This is a genomic window from Stutzerimonas sp. NM35 (assembly GCF_054604355.1).
In genome coordinates, this window is sequence record NZ_CM137728.1 from 4,145,102 (window position 1) to 4,161,046 (window position 15,945).

The following is a 15,945-nucleotide window of genomic DNA, read 5'->3' on the forward strand; positions in this document are numbered from 1 at the left end:
GAAGGCCTGTTCCTCTCGGCCAGCCGGGCGCAGTCGGAGATCTTCCGTAGCTACATCATTGCCTTCGCTGCCGAGTGGTTCGGCATCCAGCTCACCGGCAACCCCATCGTGCTCAGCCGCGACGGCAAGCCATGGGCCGAATTGCGCTTCCTCAGCACCAACAGCAGTACCGCCCAAGGCCACCATGGGCACGTCTACATCGATGAGTACTTCTGGATCCGCGACTTCGAGAAGCTGAACAGTCTCGCCGGCGCGATGGCCACCCACAAAAAGTGGCGCAAAACCTACTTTTCCACGCCCAGCGCCGTCACCCATCAGGCCTACCCGTTCTGGACTGGCGAGGAGTTCCGCAACAGCAAGCGCGGCAAGAAGCTCGGCCAGCAGTGGCCCAGCGACGCGGCCATCCACGCCGGCGCGCTCTGTCCGGATGGTCAGTGGCGCAAGGTCATCACCATCGAAGATGCCGTGGCCGGCGGCTGCGACCTGTTCGACATCGATCGCCTCAAGCTGGAAAACGACGAAGAGCGCTTCGCACAGCTCTACATGTGCAAATTCATCGACAGCACGATGAGTGCCTTCGCCCTGGGCGATCTTGAACGCTGCTACTCCGATATCGCCCTGTGGACGGACTACGACCCCGACGATGATCGCCCCTTCGGCAACAGCCCCGTCTGGCTCGGCTACGACCCCAGCCGTACCCGCGACGACGCTACCTGCGTTGTCGTGGCGCCACCCCTGGAGCAGGGCGGAAAGTTCCGCATCCTGGAGAAGCACAGCTGGCGGGGCACCTCGTTCACCCACCAGGCGGCGCAGGTCAAAAAGCTCACCGAACGTTTCAACGTCCAGCACATCGGCATCGACATCACTGGCGTCGGCTATGGCGTGTTCGATCTGGTGCGCGACTTCTACCCGCGCGCCACGCCCATTCACTACAGCCTCGAGGCGAAGAACGCCCTGGTGCTCAAAGCCCAGGACACCATCACCGGCAGCCGGATCGAGTGGGACGCCGGCTGGAACGACATCGCCGCGGCCTTCCTGACCATCAAGCGTGGCACCACCAACAGCGGGCAGATCACCTACAGCGCCTCGCGCACCGATGCCACCGGCCACGCCGACATCGCCTGGGCAATCATGCATGCCCTGGCCCACGAACCTCTCAACACCAACAAGCGGCGGCGCAGCCGCTATGCAATGCAGGGTACCCATGGCCAAGCGACGACCAGCAAAGCAGCACCAACAGGAACGACAGCCCACGCGGGCCTTCACGTTCGGAGCACCCGAAGCGGTGCTCAGCGACAACATCGGGCAGTACCTGGGCGTGTTCGCCAGCGACGACGGTCGCCTGTACAAGCCGCCCGTGTCCCGCGTTGGCCTGGCCAAGCTGTTGCGCGCCAACGCGCACCACGGGGCCATCCCCAAGTTCAAACGCAACATGCTGCTGCGTGAGTTCATCCCGTCCGAGGGCTGCAGCACGCGCACCATGGGCCGGGCCGGGCTCGACTTCATGGTATTTGGCGAGGCGTACTTCCTTCGCCAGTTCAACCTGATGGGGCAGGTGCTGCAGCTCGATCACCTGCCCGCCATCAACATGCGAATCAAGGTCGACGGCGGCTACGTGATGCTCCAGCCCAACGGGCAGGAAATCGAGTTCGACCAGGACGAGATCGAGCACGTGATGGATTACGACGTCGAACAGGACATCTACGGCGTGCCCGACTACCTGGGCGGGCTGCAGGCGCTGTTGCTCAACGAGGCCGCGACCCTGTTCCGCCGGCGCTACTACAGCAACGGCGCGCACGCTGGGTACATTTTCTACACCAACGACCCGAACCTGAGCGATGAAGACGAGGAGGAGCTGCAGGCGCAGATCAGCGCAAGCAAGGGCGTGGGCAACTTCCGCTCGATGTTCGTCAACATCCCCGGCGGCGCAGAGAAGGCCATCCAGATCATTCCGGTGGGCGACTTCCAAGCCAAGGACGAGCTGGAAAAGGTGAAGAACATCACCCGCAACGACGTCATCGCCGCCTGGCGCATGAACCCGGCACTGGCCGGCATCATCCCCGAAAACAGCGCGGGCTTCGGCGACATTGAGAAGATCGATCGCGTTTACACCGCCAACGAGATCCGCCCGATCTGCCAGCTGTTTGACCAGATCAACGAGGTGCTGCGAGCGGATCGGCGCATTGCCTGGCGGGAGGTGCCGGCCGGAGCGGCGTGATCAGGCTAGGAGACGGCTTGTGCCGGACCGAAGTCCAAGGCAGTACTCTTCAGTGCTGCGTCAAGATCATCACAAGCCACGTCTCCGTGGATCTTATTCAAGTCCAAGAACATCACTGGCTCCGAGCGCTCTTGGTTGTCGTCAGTAGCCAGTGTCGTGAAGCCCAGGCCTTCATAGAAATTGACCGAGCGGCGCTTAGCATCTGTTACAAGAAAGCGACAGCCCACACTCTGGCCGATCTGATCTGCCGCCAAGGCTATGGCGAAATCCATCAGCGTTTCGCCGATGCGGTGCCCTTTGTAACTAACATGTCGAGCCAGGCGAGCGACCTTCATTGCCGGCATGCTAGAGAATCGGTTGGCGTGCTCACAGTCGTCCAGGTAGTAGGTTTCCCCCAGTTCAACCTCGCTGCACGTCAACGTGACGTACCCGATTACCTTTCTTTGCGGAGCTTCGTCCGTAGGCTTCAGGACAGCCACATAGGTCACCGCAACGTTTGCGTTCTGGTAATTCAGAGCCTGCCTCTGAAGAAAAGACTTCAACGGGCGTAGCTCAGGCTCGTCTCCAAGGGAGAAACGGCTGAGCTGGTGGCCGCGATCCAGTTTTTCGATGAGATAGTCGGTGCCGTGCTGCATGGCTGACGGCGGGCTCAGTGCGCGCGTGCAGGCTGGTTGCCGAACACTTGGGCAAGAAGATCGCGACCACGGCGATAGGAAGCCTTGGCCTTTGGGTTGGGCGCATCTTCTTTGATGTGCTGGACGAAACGCGCAGCGTCCTTTTCAGTCAGCTGTACGCGGCTGAAGGTTTCACTCTTAATCGCCATTTCAAAACACCCTTTCCATGGTGGAGCCTGTGTCACGACCTCATCGCGAGGAGCAAGGGAAACGAAACGAACACCACAGGCTAAGAATTGCGTCTCGGGAGAATGATATCAAGCAACCATCACCTTGAGTACATATAGGACAAATATTTCCTTGACTTTAGGGGAGTAGAGCATCTGTCAGTGCAGCTTTAATTTTACCCACTAGAAAGCACATCTTGTATGTGAGTGGGGAGCAAGGTGCTACATGTTGTGGCAGAATTGGTTCCTGATCAGGTTCCTTGGGAGGGGAGAATGCTGGTTATCTGCAAGGAATGTAGTGGCAAAGGGCGTATCGCTTCGAGCGACCGGCTGTCTCAGGAGTTCACCCGTCTCTACTGCCTCTGCCTGGACCCGCGCTGCGGCCACACCTGGGTAACCAATCTCACCTTTTCCCACACTCTCAGCCCCTCGGCTCAAGCGGTCGATCGGCTGCTTTTCGACCGCTTGCGAGACCTCTCCCGTACCCAGCAGCGGGAGCTGTTTGATCAACTCGGCGCGTTGCCCTCGATCAGCTGAACCTTCGCGGCGGTATCAAACTGCCGTAATTGCCCCATTCCCATCTCAAACAGGCCCGCCCTGGCCCGTTCGGAGAAATGCACTCCGGACGCAATAATTTCGACGTATAGCGCATTTGAGTTACGGCTGTCCTCAAAACTTTGGCGCAGAGGGCATGCTGTATCAGTTGTGCTGCACATATAAAAAACTCCGTCCTGTTGTTGGTGTCGGGGCGGACTTTACTGATATCAAATTCATGGCGTCAAGCACTTTGTAATTCCCTCAGTTGGGAATTGAAACGGTATAAAAACACTATATCGAAAATCCGGTGTGATTCATTTCCCAAGCTCGGAAACGAGCGCCACGACTGGCCTTGCTTGATTTTCAAGATTTGTAAGAGGTATTCGGCTAGTGAGTCTGTAAGTGCCTGCTATGGCAAGGGCTGCAGGCGGATAGAGTACAAAAGCACAAATGTATAAAAGTGCATTTGGGATTTTGTATATATGTGGTTGTGGCGGGTGTTATTCATTCGGAATTGCAATAACACAACTTCGATATAGTGATGCGAATTCGGATAGTTGGACTTGAGAAACTTTTCTCCGGCAATAAAAAAGGGGCCGAAGCCCTAATGCCAGTCAGTTAAGCGCTACAGCTTGACCTTCTGCGCGCTGAAACGAAAATCCGATGCTTGTTTTGAGCATCGGATTTTTTATGCGACTTTCCCGCGCTTTGGCACTGACTCACGAAGTGGCATCTGCTACTTACTCCCTTGACGAACTAGGGGCGCTGCTTGATCCAGACCTAGTTAGCACCGCACTGGAAACGGCGGGAGTGGCGACCCTGCGTAAGCGACGTCTCCCTCTTGAAGCCATGATCTGGTGCGTGATCGCCATGGCGTTGTTTCGCCGGATGTCGGCCTGGGATGCCGCGAGCCGTATGGGCATCATGCTGCCTGGGCAGAAGCCATTGGTAGCACCCAGTGCAATCGTGCAAGGTCGCCAGCGTTTGGGCAGCGCTGCGGTGCGAGAGGTCTTTTCCCTGACTCAACAACGCTGGCATGCCAGCGCCAATCACCCCACTTGGGCCGGTTTGCGCCTGCTCAGTGTCGATGGCGTGGTCTGGCGCACACCGGATACGGCCGACAACCGCAAGCACTATGGCAGCGCCAGTAATCAGCATGGCGATACCGGCTATCCCCAAGTTCGCATGGTCTGCCAGATGGAGCTGACCAGCCACATGCTGGTGAATAGTGCTTTTGCCGGCTACCACAGCAACGAGATGAAACTGGCCGAACAACTGATCGACAGCACACCCGATCACTCGCTGACCTTGTTCGACCGTGGCTTCTATTCACTGGGGTTACTTCATCGCTGGCAACAGACAGGCACTCAGCGCCATTGGTTACTGCCGCTGCGAAAGGATGCTCAATACGAGGTGCTGCGTAAGTTAGGGCGCCACGATGCCATCGTCTCACTAAAGACCTCGCCGCAGGCGCGTAAACAATGGCCCGACCTGCCAGACACGCTACAGGCTCGGTTATTAAGCAAGACCATCAAGGGCAAAGTGCGGCAGGTACTGACCTCAATGATCGATCCTCTGCGCTTCCCTCCAGACGAAATCGTGGATCTGTACAGCCAGCGTTGGGAAATCGAACTGGGCTATCGAGAAATGAAGCAAGGCATGCTCGCGGGTCACTACACACTGCGTAGTAAAACGCCGGAGATGATTGAACAAGAACTGTGGGGCGTACTACTGGGGTACAACCTGCTGCGTTATCAAATGCTGGAAATGAGTCGCCACTGCCCTGGCATCTACCCCTGCGAAATGAGTTTCACCGCTTGCACCTGGGCGATTCTGGGCTTCTTGAACGGGGTCTCTTTGAATCATCCAGGCAACATCCCTCGCTACCTGGCTGAACTACAGGCCTCAGCCATGCACTACGTCCTACCTCATCGTCGTGAGGATCGCAGTTATCCGCGAGCGGTCAAACCCAAGCCGTCCAAGTATCCGACCAGAAATAAAAATGCCAGTCAGCTTAACTGACTGGCATTAGCCGAAGCCCCTTTCTTTAGCCGCTAAATCTCACTCCGATTTGTGAACAGCCTCCATCTCGTCGAGCCGGGCAGCGAGGATCCGCACCAGGTCCTTCTGGTGATCCAGCTCTACCTCGACGGCGATCGAGCGCTCCAAGCGGTGGACGATCTCGCTGTTCATGCTGCGGTTGTTGCGGGCAGATACGTCGAAGATGCGACCACGCAAGCCATCGGGTAGGCGGACGACGAATTTGTCAGCGGTGCGGGAGTTAGCCATGGTTCCGTTCTCCTTGGTCGGGACAGTCTGAGAACGAGGCGCACGCTTGTTTGAGGATTGCTTGCGCTGCTAGCAACTGGCCATGAACAATCGCGAGGCTTTCGCTCTCGGATGCTTTTTCCAGGGCGAAGCGCAGATCAATCAGCTGGTGATCAAGTGCCACAGCCACTTCAAACAGATGTTCCAGCTGGTCATGGAAGGTCGCTTGGTTTGTGGCAGATTGAGTGCTTACGGACATAGGAACACCTCGGGGGTATGGATGGCGATTTACAAAAAGCTGTTGATCGAAAAGCGGTTGGCAGAACTGGAGGAGCACTACCTTGCGCTCCGCGAGGCGCTGCAGGGCAAGGTCCCTGGCGGGAGTGGCGCAATCGTTTATCGCGTTTCTGATGACGTGTTCAGGGAGCGATATGTGAATGTCGATATCAGCGAAGTACTGCTCAGGCTTGAGCACTTCAAAGCTGAATTCACCGCCATCAGAGCGCTCAAGACCAAGGCTGAGAAGCCTGTGAAGGGTTACAACTGAGTCAGCTGGCGTGAGCGATGCGGCTATGTCGTGCATGGATTCACCTCAGTTCAAAGTAGGCGCAGCGGCGCAGGGTTTGGCGAGCAGCTGGGCCACCACGGCGGCGTCAGCTTCGGTCAGGTCACCGAGGCGCTTGGCCATGTCGGTGACGCTTTCCAGCCGCGCACGGGCGGCGGGTGTTTTCTGCACCTGGTAGCCGATCAGGGCTTCGCCGACGATGGCCGTCGCCAGCAGGTGACGGGGTGCTGTGGTAGCCTTTGTTGCGCTACCGCTTGGGTGTGTCGCTTGCATCGTGTTGCTCCTTTGCTGGTGGTTGGTGTCGGGGAGTTGCAGCTCCTCGACACCCTCTTTTCAGCCCCGCCCGGGTAGGGCGCTGGCCGTGAATACCGGGCGCATCTCGCGCCGCACTTCGAACATCCCCAACTCCTTTCCGTCCAGGTCCTGCAGGTGAATCCGCGTCAGCTCGCCTGGCAGCGCGTGCGGGTGGAGGTCGCGCCAGTGGCAGCTTGCGGCCAGCTCGGCCAGCGATTCAGCGGTCATCACCTCGACGCATACGCTCGGCAGATCAATGTGGCCGTTCACACCGTTGGCGCAGTAGGTCAGCCTCATTGCACGGCTACCTCCGGCGCCCACTTGGCCATCAACTGGTCGAAGATCCTGTCGCCGTTCTCGATGCGTTCATGCACTTCCAGCTCGGGGCTGAAATCCATCATCAGCACCTTCAGGCAGTCCTCGAATACCGGCAGGTCCAGGCTGCGCAGGTCGTGCAGCTCAAAAGGGAAGTCGTAACCGTTGTACAGGCCCAGCAGGAAGCGCCCGACTACCCGGCTCTGGCCGGTGTAGCCCAGCGCGATTGGGGTCAGTCGATGCAGCGCCTGCACGCCAGCGGTTTCGATCGCGGGCCGGCGCTGCTGGTAGGCCAGTGCTTGGGTCATCGCTTCGGGGATTGATGTCGCCATCGTGTTGCTCCTTCAGTTGCTCGGGTTGGTGTGAAAGGTGGCCAGCAGGCCGACCAGTACCTGGAACACTTCAGGCCCAAGGTCGGCGGCGGTCAGTTGGCCAACGTGCAGGCCGATCTCGGCTTGCAGCCACTGGGCTTGGGTCGGGTTGGCCAGGCAGGCCATGGCCAGCAGCAGGGCACGGCACGGGCGGTCCAGCGCCTGCAGGCGCTTGAGCAGCAGGGCCAGGCCAACGCCGGCCAAGCACATCTCACCGGGGGTGTCTTCGGTCGGCAGCTCCACCAGTTCGGCGGCGCGTTACCGGAACATTTCCGGAACATGGTGGAACAGGTTGTTCCGGCGTGTTCCACCGTGTTCCGGTTGTGGCGGAACAGGTTTTTAGTCCTATCTATATGATTTATAAGAGTTTCTTTTTCTATAATTTCATTGTTCCGGATGTTCCGGACCAAGCAGGGCCACACACACCGGCAGCCAATCCGTCCTATACGCACACACACGCCCACCTGACGCATACGACTGATCACGACCAGTTCCCCCGAGCAAACACCCAGCAGTTGAGGGAACGCCTTTCAATGACCGAGCGGACCTTGCGGTTCTCCAGGAAGCGGTAGGTGGTACTGAGCGGCAGGGCGCGCATCAGCTGTACGGCGGGAATCACCTCTTGCCCGGCGAGGCGGCAGGCGTTGTGGAAGTGCTCGATGTTGACTGCGATCAGCCCTTTGTCGCCGCTGTGGTTCAGCGTCTCCTGGATGATCTCGCGCGGCTCCTCGCCGGATTTTTGCTCCACCACCACCCGCTCGTTCAGGTAGTGGAAGATCTGCCAGAAGCGTGAGGCGATGGTGTCTTCTTTGCTCACGCGCTGTTGGCGGTCTACCGCCCTGGCCTCGATGTGCTTGTGTAGCTGGTCCAGGGTGCGATCGCTCCAGTCCGGGAAAAATAACTGGGTAGCCTTGGCGGCAGCCATCATCTGGGCATGGCAATGCGCAATGCGTGGGTGCCGGATGGCGCTGTTCTCCTGCAAGCGCTTCTCGTAGATGGGGAATGCCTCGAAATAACGCTGCAGCCAAGCCGCTTCGTTCTCCAGACAGTGGCGCAGGTAGCCGGCCAACTCCTCCACTGGCCGATCTTTCAGTCGGATGGATACCGCCTTCAGCGCTGGCGTGTGGTGGTCCTTGGTGGCGTGCATGTGCACGATCCGCGTCATGATCGCCTCATGCCCCTCGACGCTGGCGTTCTGCGATATGCACAGGCCACCGCGGAAAATCAGGCTGTCGGTGTCGTTGCTTGAGGACTTCACGCCCACTGTGCGCAGCGTGGCGTTGTGGTCATACAACGGCTTCACCTTTTCCCAGTTGTACTGGTTCACCACCACCCGGCCCTGAGCGTCGATGGTCTGGGTGTCTGACTCGATCAACACCACCGGCAGGTTGCTCACCTGGGAGAACGCTCGGATCAGGCCCACACTGGTGGAGCCCTCACTGTTGGGCTTCACGCCTTCTTGGTTGGGCCGGCCTACCAGGCACCAGAGAAAACGCAGCAGGAACGACTTGCCCGCCCCGGCCTCGCCGGTGAACTCGAAAAATGGCCAGCTGCCCTGGCGCTGCCGGATCTGCTGCACGTACAGGCAGCCGGTCCACCAGCTCAGCGCACCCAATCCGTTCAGGTGGTTGACCGCCAGAAAATCGGCAAACCAATCCGGCTTGAAGTTCTGCCCATGTACCACGCGGAAGCTGTTCAGCGAGGTCTTCAGACCGCCGCGGCCGACGTCCAGGAAGCCATGCTTGTTGGCCGGGTACTCGCGCCCCTTCTGATAGCCGAACTGCTGGAACACGTAGGTGCCGGTTTCCTCGTCATAGCCGACGAAGGGCAGGGTGCGCACGGTCATGGCGTTCTCCAGCCAGCGGCTGCGCAGCATGGCCAGCACGCGCTCGCCGCCTTGGAAGTCGCCACCTGGCGTGCGCTCGAGCATGGCCTTGGCGAACGAGCGTGGCTCGCCCACGGCGCTTGGGGCCAGCGGGACCTTGCAATCCTGCTGGGCGTTGGGGAAACGGAACTGGAAGAAGTACTGCTGATCACCGGTAATGGCGTCGCGCTGGATGTACTCGAACTCCGGTACGCAGTTGGCCACCTGGGTTACAGAGGTGTGCTTGGTGAAGTCCGGGTAGTGCCCGTCCACCTCGTCGCCATCCAAATCTTTCTGCAGTTCGCCGACGTTCACGCGGGCCGAGTACAGGCGATTGCTGTACTCCAGCATGAAGAAGCCGCGCTTGCCCTTCATGTAGAGCAGGTAGGCCACTTTCATCGGTGATTTGGCGGTGAACAGCCTGCCTCGGTAGCAGGCCTCCTCAAGAAAGGCCTCGTTCAGGTCGCCGTCTCGGTATATGTCGTCCCAGTCACGCTCACCGGCGAGCGCCACCCAGCCGATCTCGTTCAGCTCCTTCAACTGCTTGAGGTACTTGGGGATGTACTTGCGCCCGGCCGGGTCATCGTCCAGGCCTATGCACCAGGTGATCAGCTTGCTGCGGTTCTCCTCGACGATGTCCCACGGGAAGTTGACGCAGCTGATGGATGCGATCGCCTTGTAGCCGGCCAGGTGCAGCGCGATGGCGTGGAAGATCCCCTCGGTGATGTATACCCGGTCGCCCTTGTTGATGACCTGGCCCGGCGGTACCCAACCCTGGCCCTTGTAGTTCATGCCGTACTTGATGCCAGCCTTGTCGCCCTCGTTGGCGGCCACGGCCGTGGCGTCGATGATCCGCTCCCAGTAGCCGTCGCACAGCGGGAAGCGCACCGTGTCCGCCCATTCGCCGTTTTTCAGCTTGCGCCGGGCCTGGGTGTACCAGCCCTTCAGCTTGCTGGTGTCGAAGCCGCGGTTGCGCTGCAGGTAAGCATCGGCAGTGGCGTTGGGGTTCGTCTCTGTCTTGGGGAAGCGCTCGCTCAGGTTCTCGAAAAGGTGGGCGTAGCGCTCACGCGTCTTCTGCTCGAACTGGCACTCGTTGTCGCGGTTGCACTTGAGCTGGAAGGGCTTCTTCCGGCTGATGAACAGCTTGCGTTTGCCGCAGCTAGGGCACAGGCCCTTCTGCAGGTAGGCATCGGTGATGGACTCGAAATCCAGCTCCCGGTCGTGCTCAAGGGCGTGCACGACATCCCGGTGGTAAATCTCCTCGAACTTCATGAGAGAGCCCTTTAGCACTGAGCTGAGCGGTTGGTCTCGCTCGCCTGGCGCACGCGCTCGGCCTGCTCGGCTGCTTCCAGGGCCATGTGCACCATGTTGATAAGCACGGCCGACTTCGAACCTTCTTCCTTCGGTCGGATGACATAGCGGCCGGCCTCGATCTCTCTCCGGATGGCACTTCCTGATTGTCCGGAACGGCGGGCGTACTCCCCCACGGTCACGTAGGGCGTGTCGATTGCGATCTGCATTCTGTTAACCTCAGTGTGTTTATTGGTGCTCAAAGTGTGCGTTCACACACTAAAAGTATATGTACACATACCAAAGGTCAAGGGGTGAGGATGGATCTGGGGAAGAAGCTCAAGGAAGTGAGGCTGAACGAACGACTCACGCAGCAGGAAATCTGCGAGATCGCAGGAATCAACCTGACAACGTGGAAGGGGTACGAATACGGCCGTAGCGCATCGGTAAGCTCGACGGAACTGCTGAAGATCACCAAAAACGCTCGCTTCAAGAAATATGCGCTGTGGCTGGTCACTGATGAAACGGCCCCCGAATGCGGCCAGATAAGCCCGGTGCAGCCATGACGCTCGCAGAGCGCCTCAAGGCCGTTCGAGCGCGCGAGAAAGTTACTCAGGCGGTGTTGTGCAGTGAGGTAGGTCTATCGCTCAGCAACCTGAAGAAATACGAAGCCGACCTGCGCCGGGAGGTCAGCCTCCTGTCTATCCAGAAGATCGCCAGCCATCCGCGTTATCGAAAGTACGCACTCTGGATCCTGACAGGCGACGTGAAGGATGCGCCTGAACAGATCAGTCCCCTTTAGCCATGTCGATCAAGAAACTGGAGACCGGCGAATGGCTGGTCGACTGCCGGCCCGAGGGGCGTGCGGGCCCGCGGATCCGCCGTCGGGTGAAGTCGAAGAACGAAGCCATGCACCTGGAGCGCCGCATCATGGGCGACGGGTCTAGGGGCGAGTTCGAGAAAGCGCCAAAGCTGGACGAACGCCGGCTGAGCAAGCTGATCGACCTTTGGTACACGCTGCATGGCCAGAGCCTGAAAACCGGCGAGCAGCGCCTGGCTCTGCTGCTGGCGATGGCCGAGCGCATGGGCGACCCGAAGGCCCACAAGTTCACCGCCAACCACTTCGCCACCTACCGTGCCGAGCGCGCGGAAGGCAAGCACACCAGGGCGAAGCCAGGGCGCGGCCGCGGTAAGGCGGACGATAAGCCCAAGCCCATCAGCGCGAACATGCTCAATCACGAACTGGCTTACCTGCGTGCGGTGTTCAACGAGCTGGAGCGCCTGGGCGAGTGGAAAGGGGAGAACCCCCTGGCCAAGGTCCGGGCGCTGAAGTTCGATGAAGCGGAGATGGCCTATCTGACAGCCGAGCAGATCCCCGAACTGCTGGCCGGTCTGGGCGACGAGGCGGCGCACGTGCGGCTGATCAGTGAGGTCTGCCTGGCCACTGGCGCCCGCTGGGGCGAAGCGGAGGGCCTGCAGCCCCGCCAGGTGCGCAACGGGCTGATCCACTACAGCAAGACCAAGTCCAGCAAGAACCGCTCGGTGCCGATCTCTGCAGAGCTGCAGCAGCGCCTGACCGCGGCCCTGCCTTTCAAGCCCAGCTATTCAAAATTCCGGGACGTGATCGAGGCGATCGGCCTCGAGCTCCCCGAAGGCCAGCTCACCCACGTCCTGCGCCACACCTTCGCTAGCCACTACATGATGAACGGCGGCGACATCCTCACCCTACAACGCGTCCTCGGCCACGCCACCCTGGCCATGACCCAGAAATACGCCCACTTCAGTCCGGGGCATTTGGCTGATGTGGTGAATTTGAATCCGTTGGCTAAACAGAACGCTCCGGGCGGTAGCCCGAATGAGCAGGGATGCGCTCATGACTGAAAAAAAGAAGAAACAGCACAACCCCAACAAGGGGGTGCGTCAGAAGTTCGGGGGCACGACATCCATTGATGATTTGCTCGAAAAGATCGCTGCGCTGACACGGCCATCGGCCCTGACGGACTTTCAGGATCAGTTCGATAAGCTGGCGAGGCCGTCGGCTCTGACGGACCTTCATGAGCAGTTCGAAAAGCTGACGAGGCCGTCGGCTCTGACGGACCTTCATGAGCAGTACGAAAAGCTGACGAGGCCGTCGGCTCTGACGGACCTTCATGAGCAGTTCGAAAAGCTGACGAGGCCGTCGGCTCTGACGGACCTTCATGAGCAGTTCGAAAAGCTGACGAGGCCGTCAGCTCTGACTGACCTCCAAGATCAACTGGATAAGCTGACCCGGCCGTCATACCTGGAAGACTTCCAGGCTCGGATGGATGAGCTGACGCGGCCGTCGTACCTGACGGGCTTCCAGGCTCAAATGGCAGAGTTGACCAGGCCGTCATATCTGGATGAGCTGCAACAGCAATTTGCAGATATATCCGGTAGTGCGCGGATACAGACAGAGCTGGCCGTTGTTGCAGGGTCGTATCAGGAGCTGTTGAGCGGGTCTGTTTTAGCCAGCTACTTGGCGAGCCCCGATAGCTTTGGCGAATCTGGTGCCAAGGTACAGCGCGTAGCGCGATTCGACAGTCTTGATGTCGGTGATTTTGCAGGCCTCGAGGTCGATCCGGTCCGCAGCGCTGACCTTCAGATCGTTCAGGCGATTTCTGACGGTGAAGTAGCGAAGCTGTCTCCAACAGCGATGCAGCGCTTACACTCGGTCTACGTTCAGGTCTTGGTGTATTGGGACATGCTGCTTCGCATCTTCAACACCTACATGGCATACGCATTTTTGACGGCTCTGATGTCGGGCGCTTCTGCGCCGGCCGATGTGCACGAACGGGCTGCGCTATTGAGCAACGAACAGCGAGTGCTGCTTGCTGACGTACGCATGGTTAACCGCGAGGGAGCAAACCTCCGCGCTGAACCAACTACGCAAAGCAAGTCCATCGCCTCGCTGCCGTTCGCGCATCCGGTTGAGGTGCTGGAATACAACGATAAGGGGTGGTACCGCGTAGAAGCGGAGACACCAGATGGGTATCTCGAGGGCTGGATGTACGTGTCAGTCACCACTCCAGTACCCAGGCCAAAGCGCCTGCGTGGACAAAAAGTGGACGTCGAGACGTTATGAAATCCTGATTGAAGAGCATTCAGTAGGGCAAAAGCCGCGCAGTGCGCGGCTTTGAAGATGGTGGGCCCACACGGACTCGAACCGTGGACCAAAGGATTATGAGTCCTCTGCTCTAACCAACTGAGCTATAGGCCCTCAGAGGCCGGCGGATTATACCGGGGGTGTTGCGGGTGCGCCAAGCGAAGCTGTGTGAGACGGCTGCTTTGCGTGGTGGAAAGCAAAACCCCCGGTTTTGGCCGGGGGTTTTGGTTACTCGTCGAGGAAGGAGCGCAGGTGCTCGCTTCTCGTCGGGTGGCGCAGTTTGCGCAGTGCCTTGGCTTCGATCTGGCGGATGCGTTCGCGGGTGACATCGAACTGCTTACCCACCTCTTCAAGCGTGTGGTCGGTGTTCATGTCGATGCCGAAGCGCATGCGCAGGACCTTGGCTTCCCGTGCGGTGAGGCCGGAGAGGACGTCGCGGGTGGCTTCCTTGAGGCTCTCCACGGTCGCCACGTCGATGGGCGATTGCATGGCGGAGTCTTCGATGAAGTCGCCCAGGTGCGAGTCTTCGTCGTCACCGATGGGGGTTTCCATGGAGATCGGTTCTTTGGCGATCTTGAGTACCTTGCGGATCTTGTCCTCGGGCATTTCCATGCGCTCGCCCAGCTCTTCGGGCGTGGGCTCGCGGCCCATTTCCTGCAGCATCTGGCGGGAGATGCGGTTGAGCTTGTTGATCGTCTCGATCATGTGCACCGGGATGCGGATGGTCCGCGCCTGGTCGGCAATGGAGCGAGTGATCGCCTGGCGAATCCACCAGGTGGCGTAGGTGGAGAACTTGTAGCCGCGACGGTATTCGAACTTGTCCACCGCCTTCATCAGGCCGATGTTGCCTTCCTGGATCAGGTCGAGGAACTGCAGGCCGCGGTTGGTGTACTTCTTGGCGATGGAAATAACCAGGCGCAGGTTGGCCTCGACCATCTCTTTCTTCGCCCGGCGAGCCTTGGCTTCGCCGATGGACATGCGGCGGTTGATGTCCTTGATGTCAGCGATGGCCAGTTCGCATTCGTCCTGCAGTGCGATCAGCTTCTGCTGGCAGCGCTGGATGTCTTCCTTGCGTGCGCCGATGGCTTCGGCGTACTTGCTCTTGCCGCTGGCCAGTTGGTCGGCCCAGTCGAGGTCGGTCTCGTTGTTGGGGAACTGGCGCAGGAAGTCGGCGCGCGGCATGCGGGCGTCACGTACGCAAAGCTGCATGATGGCGCGTTCCTGCGCACGGATCTGGTTCAGAGCGTCACGCACGCGCTCGACCAATGCGTCGTACTGCTTAGGAATGAGCTTGATCGGCATGAACAGGATGGCCAGCTCCTGCAGGGCATCGGTTGCCTGCTCGCTGCCGCGACCATGCTTTTTCAAAGCTTTCTTGGCGACTTCCAGCTGTTCGGCAACGGCACCGAAACGTACGCGGGCAACTTCCGGGTCCGGGCCGCCATCGCCTTCTTCCTCTTCGGTTTCGGAGTCGTCTTCCTCGTCTTCTTCCTTGCCGTCGGCTGCAGGCTTTGCGGCCGCTGGAGGTGTGACGGGCTCGACTTCCTGAGGTGCGGCGGCGCCGTCGTCGTCAGGGTCGATGTAGCCACTGAGGATTTCGGTCAGGCGACCGCCTTCGGTGGTGACGCGGTCGTAATCGGCAAGAATGCTGTCGACGGTTCCGGGGAAATGAGCGATGGCGCTCATGACTTCGCGGATGCCTTCCTCGATGCGTTTGGCGATTTCGATCTCGCCTTCGCGGGTCAGCAACTCGACCGTGCCCATTTCGCGCATGTACATGCGCACCGGGTCGGTGGTACGGCCAATGTCGGTTTCCACGGCAGCGAGAGCCGCGGCGGCCTCTTCGGCAGCGGCTTCATCGGTATCGGCTTCGGCCAGCAACAGGGCATCGGCATCCGGGGCAACCTCGAATACATTGATACCCATGTCGTTGATCATGCGGATGATATCTTCCACCTGTTCCGGATCGGAAATATCCTCCGGCAAGTGGTCATTGACCTCAGCGTAAGTCAGGTAACCCTGCTCACGGCCACGCTGGATCAATTCTTTGAGACGAGACTGCTGTTGCGCTTTTCCGGACATATAACCCTATCCACTGACGGTTCTGGCGGGCTGAAAACAAGCTGAGCATTATAGCCGAGCAGGGACCTCACGCGCCAGTTGAGGTCGATTTAGGGCACTTCTAAAAACTATCTGCGTTGGCAATACGGTGTTAAAAGCAGGCTTGGACTGCTCATTTAGACCACTAAACTCCGCGT

19 protein-coding genes and 1 tRNA gene are annotated in these 15,945 nt (G+C 59.3%); 9 read left to right on the plus strand and 11 right to left on the minus strand.

The window, feature by feature from the left end:
- The first annotated feature begins 57 nt into the window (after positions 1-57).
- Both ACYCFC_RS19140 and ACYCFC_RS19145 read left to right on the plus strand, forming a co-directional pair.
- Positions 58-1,446, plus strand: coding sequence for a phage terminase large subunit family protein (locus tag ACYCFC_RS19140; RefSeq protein ID WP_459654031.1), 1,389 nt, complete (start codon positions 58-60; stop codon positions 1,444-1,446).
- Positions 1,358-2,218, plus strand: a complete 861-nt coding sequence (locus ACYCFC_RS19145; RefSeq protein ID WP_459652605.1) for a phage portal protein — start codon at positions 1,358-1,360, stop codon at positions 2,216-2,218. The genes ACYCFC_RS19140 and ACYCFC_RS19145 overlap by 89 nt, the downstream gene beginning before the upstream one ends.
- 5 nt (positions 2,219-2,223) lie before the next feature.
- Here the strand turns inward: ACYCFC_RS19145 and ACYCFC_RS19150 are convergent, their stop codons facing one another.
- Positions 2,224-2,853, minus strand: coding sequence for a GNAT family N-acetyltransferase (locus tag ACYCFC_RS19150; RefSeq protein WP_459652606.1), 630 nt, complete (start codon positions 2,851-2,853; stop codon positions 2,224-2,226).
- Positions 2,854-2,867: 14 nt separating this feature from the next.
- Positions 2,868-3,041 carry a hypothetical protein gene (locus ACYCFC_RS19155; protein WP_459652607.1) on the minus strand — a complete coding sequence of 58 codons (174 nt, stop codon included), beginning with the start codon at positions 3,039-3,041 and terminating at the stop codon, positions 2,868-2,870.
- 291 nt (positions 3,042-3,332) lie between these two features.
- On the opposite strand from ACYCFC_RS19155, the gene ACYCFC_RS19160 reads away from it, so the two are divergent.
- Both ACYCFC_RS19160 and ACYCFC_RS19165 read left to right on the plus strand, forming a co-directional pair.
- A complete protein-coding gene (locus ACYCFC_RS19160; RefSeq protein ID WP_459652608.1) occupies positions 3,333-3,596 on the plus strand; it encodes an ogr/Delta-like zinc finger family protein in 264 nt (87 codons plus the stop codon).
- 690 nt (positions 3,597-4,286) lie between these two features.
- The gene (locus ACYCFC_RS19165; protein WP_459652377.1) at positions 4,287-5,618 is read left to right on the plus strand and encodes an IS4 family transposase; all 1,332 of its coding nucleotides are present in this window, start codon (positions 4,287-4,289) and stop codon (positions 5,616-5,618) included.
- Positions 5,619-5,657: 39 nt separating this feature from the next.
- Here ACYCFC_RS19165 and ACYCFC_RS19170 read toward each other — a convergent pair whose 3' ends face one another.
- The gene (locus ACYCFC_RS19170; protein WP_459652609.1) at positions 5,658-5,885 is read right to left on the minus strand and encodes an Arc family DNA-binding protein; all 228 of its coding nucleotides are present in this window, start codon (positions 5,883-5,885) and stop codon (positions 5,658-5,660) included.
- 82 nt (positions 5,886-5,967) lie between these two features.
- On the opposite strand from ACYCFC_RS19170, the gene ACYCFC_RS19175 reads away from it, so the two are divergent.
- Positions 5,968-6,411 (plus strand): hypothetical protein, encoded by a 444-nt coding sequence (locus ACYCFC_RS19175; RefSeq protein ID WP_459652610.1) that lies wholly within the window; start codon positions 5,968-5,970, stop codon positions 6,409-6,411.
- Positions 6,412-6,456: 45 nt separating this feature from the next.
- On the opposite strand, the gene ACYCFC_RS19180 is transcribed toward ACYCFC_RS19175, so the two are convergent.
- The 6 genes from ACYCFC_RS19180 to ACYCFC_RS19205 all read right to left on the minus strand — a co-directional run bounded on the left by ACYCFC_RS19180 (position 6,457) and on the right by ACYCFC_RS19205 (position 10,793).
- On the minus strand, positions 6,457-6,702 hold the full coding sequence (locus tag ACYCFC_RS19180; protein ID WP_459652611.1) for a hypothetical protein: 246 nt from the start codon (positions 6,700-6,702) through the stop codon (positions 6,457-6,459).
- Positions 6,703-6,762: 60 nt separating this feature from the next.
- On the minus strand, positions 6,763-7,020 hold the full coding sequence (locus ACYCFC_RS19185) for a hypothetical protein (RefSeq protein ID WP_459652612.1): 258 nt from the start codon (positions 7,018-7,020) through the stop codon (positions 6,763-6,765).
- Entirely contained in the window at positions 7,017-7,370 is a 354-nt protein-coding gene (locus ACYCFC_RS19190) for a DUF7673 family protein (protein ID WP_459652613.1), read from the minus strand. The genes ACYCFC_RS19185 and ACYCFC_RS19190 overlap by 4 nt, the downstream gene beginning before the upstream one ends.
- Positions 7,371-7,382: 12 nt before the next feature.
- Positions 7,383-7,652 carry a hypothetical protein gene (locus ACYCFC_RS19195; RefSeq protein ID WP_459652614.1) on the minus strand — a complete coding sequence of 90 codons (270 nt, stop codon included), beginning with the start codon at positions 7,650-7,652 and terminating at the stop codon, positions 7,383-7,385.
- A 238-nt stretch (positions 7,653-7,890) separates the two neighbouring features.
- The gene (locus tag ACYCFC_RS19200; RefSeq protein ID WP_459652615.1) at positions 7,891-10,545 is read right to left on the minus strand and encodes a toprim domain-containing protein; all 2,655 of its coding nucleotides are present in this window, start codon (positions 10,543-10,545) and stop codon (positions 7,891-7,893) included.
- Between the two features lie 11 nt (positions 10,546-10,556).
- Entirely contained in the window at positions 10,557-10,793 is a 237-nt protein-coding gene (locus ACYCFC_RS19205; RefSeq protein WP_459652616.1) for a hypothetical protein, read from the minus strand.
- A 90-nt stretch (positions 10,794-10,883) separates the two neighbouring features.
- Between ACYCFC_RS19205 and ACYCFC_RS19210 the strand changes: the two genes are divergently transcribed.
- Genes ACYCFC_RS19210 through ACYCFC_RS19225 form a run of 4 tightly spaced genes read left to right on the plus strand, consistent with a single transcriptional unit; the run spans position 10,884 to position 13,666 of the window.
- Positions 10,884-11,129 (plus strand): helix-turn-helix domain-containing protein, encoded by a 246-nt coding sequence (locus ACYCFC_RS19210; RefSeq protein WP_459652617.1) that lies wholly within the window; start codon positions 10,884-10,886, stop codon positions 11,127-11,129.
- Positions 11,126-11,365: a helix-turn-helix domain-containing protein gene (locus tag ACYCFC_RS19215; protein ID WP_459652618.1), complete on the plus strand. Its 240-nt coding sequence runs from the start codon at positions 11,126-11,128 to the stop codon at positions 11,363-11,365. Before ACYCFC_RS19210 ends, ACYCFC_RS19215 begins: the two co-directional genes overlap by 4 nt.
- A gap of 2 nt (positions 11,366-11,367) precedes the next feature.
- A complete protein-coding gene (locus ACYCFC_RS19220) occupies positions 11,368-12,444 on the plus strand; it encodes a phage integrase (RefSeq protein ID WP_459652619.1) in 1,077 nt (358 codons plus the stop codon).
- Positions 12,437-13,666, plus strand: a complete 1,230-nt coding sequence (locus ACYCFC_RS19225) for an SH3 domain-containing protein (RefSeq protein WP_459652620.1) — start codon at positions 12,437-12,439, stop codon at positions 13,664-13,666. Before ACYCFC_RS19220 ends, ACYCFC_RS19225 begins: the two co-directional genes overlap by 8 nt.
- A 58-nt stretch (positions 13,667-13,724) precedes the next feature.
- Here ACYCFC_RS19225 and ACYCFC_RS19230 read toward each other — a convergent pair.
- Together ACYCFC_RS19230 and rpoD are read right to left on the minus strand one after the other, a co-directional pair.
- Positions 13,725-13,801 (minus strand) — tRNA-Ile (locus ACYCFC_RS19230).
- A gap of 114 nt (positions 13,802-13,915) precedes the next feature.
- Positions 13,916-15,769 (minus strand): RNA polymerase sigma factor RpoD, encoded by a 1,854-nt coding sequence (gene rpoD / locus ACYCFC_RS19235; RefSeq protein ID WP_181082877.1) that lies wholly within the window; start codon positions 15,767-15,769, stop codon positions 13,916-13,918.
- Between the last annotated feature and the right edge of the window lie 176 nt (positions 15,770-15,945).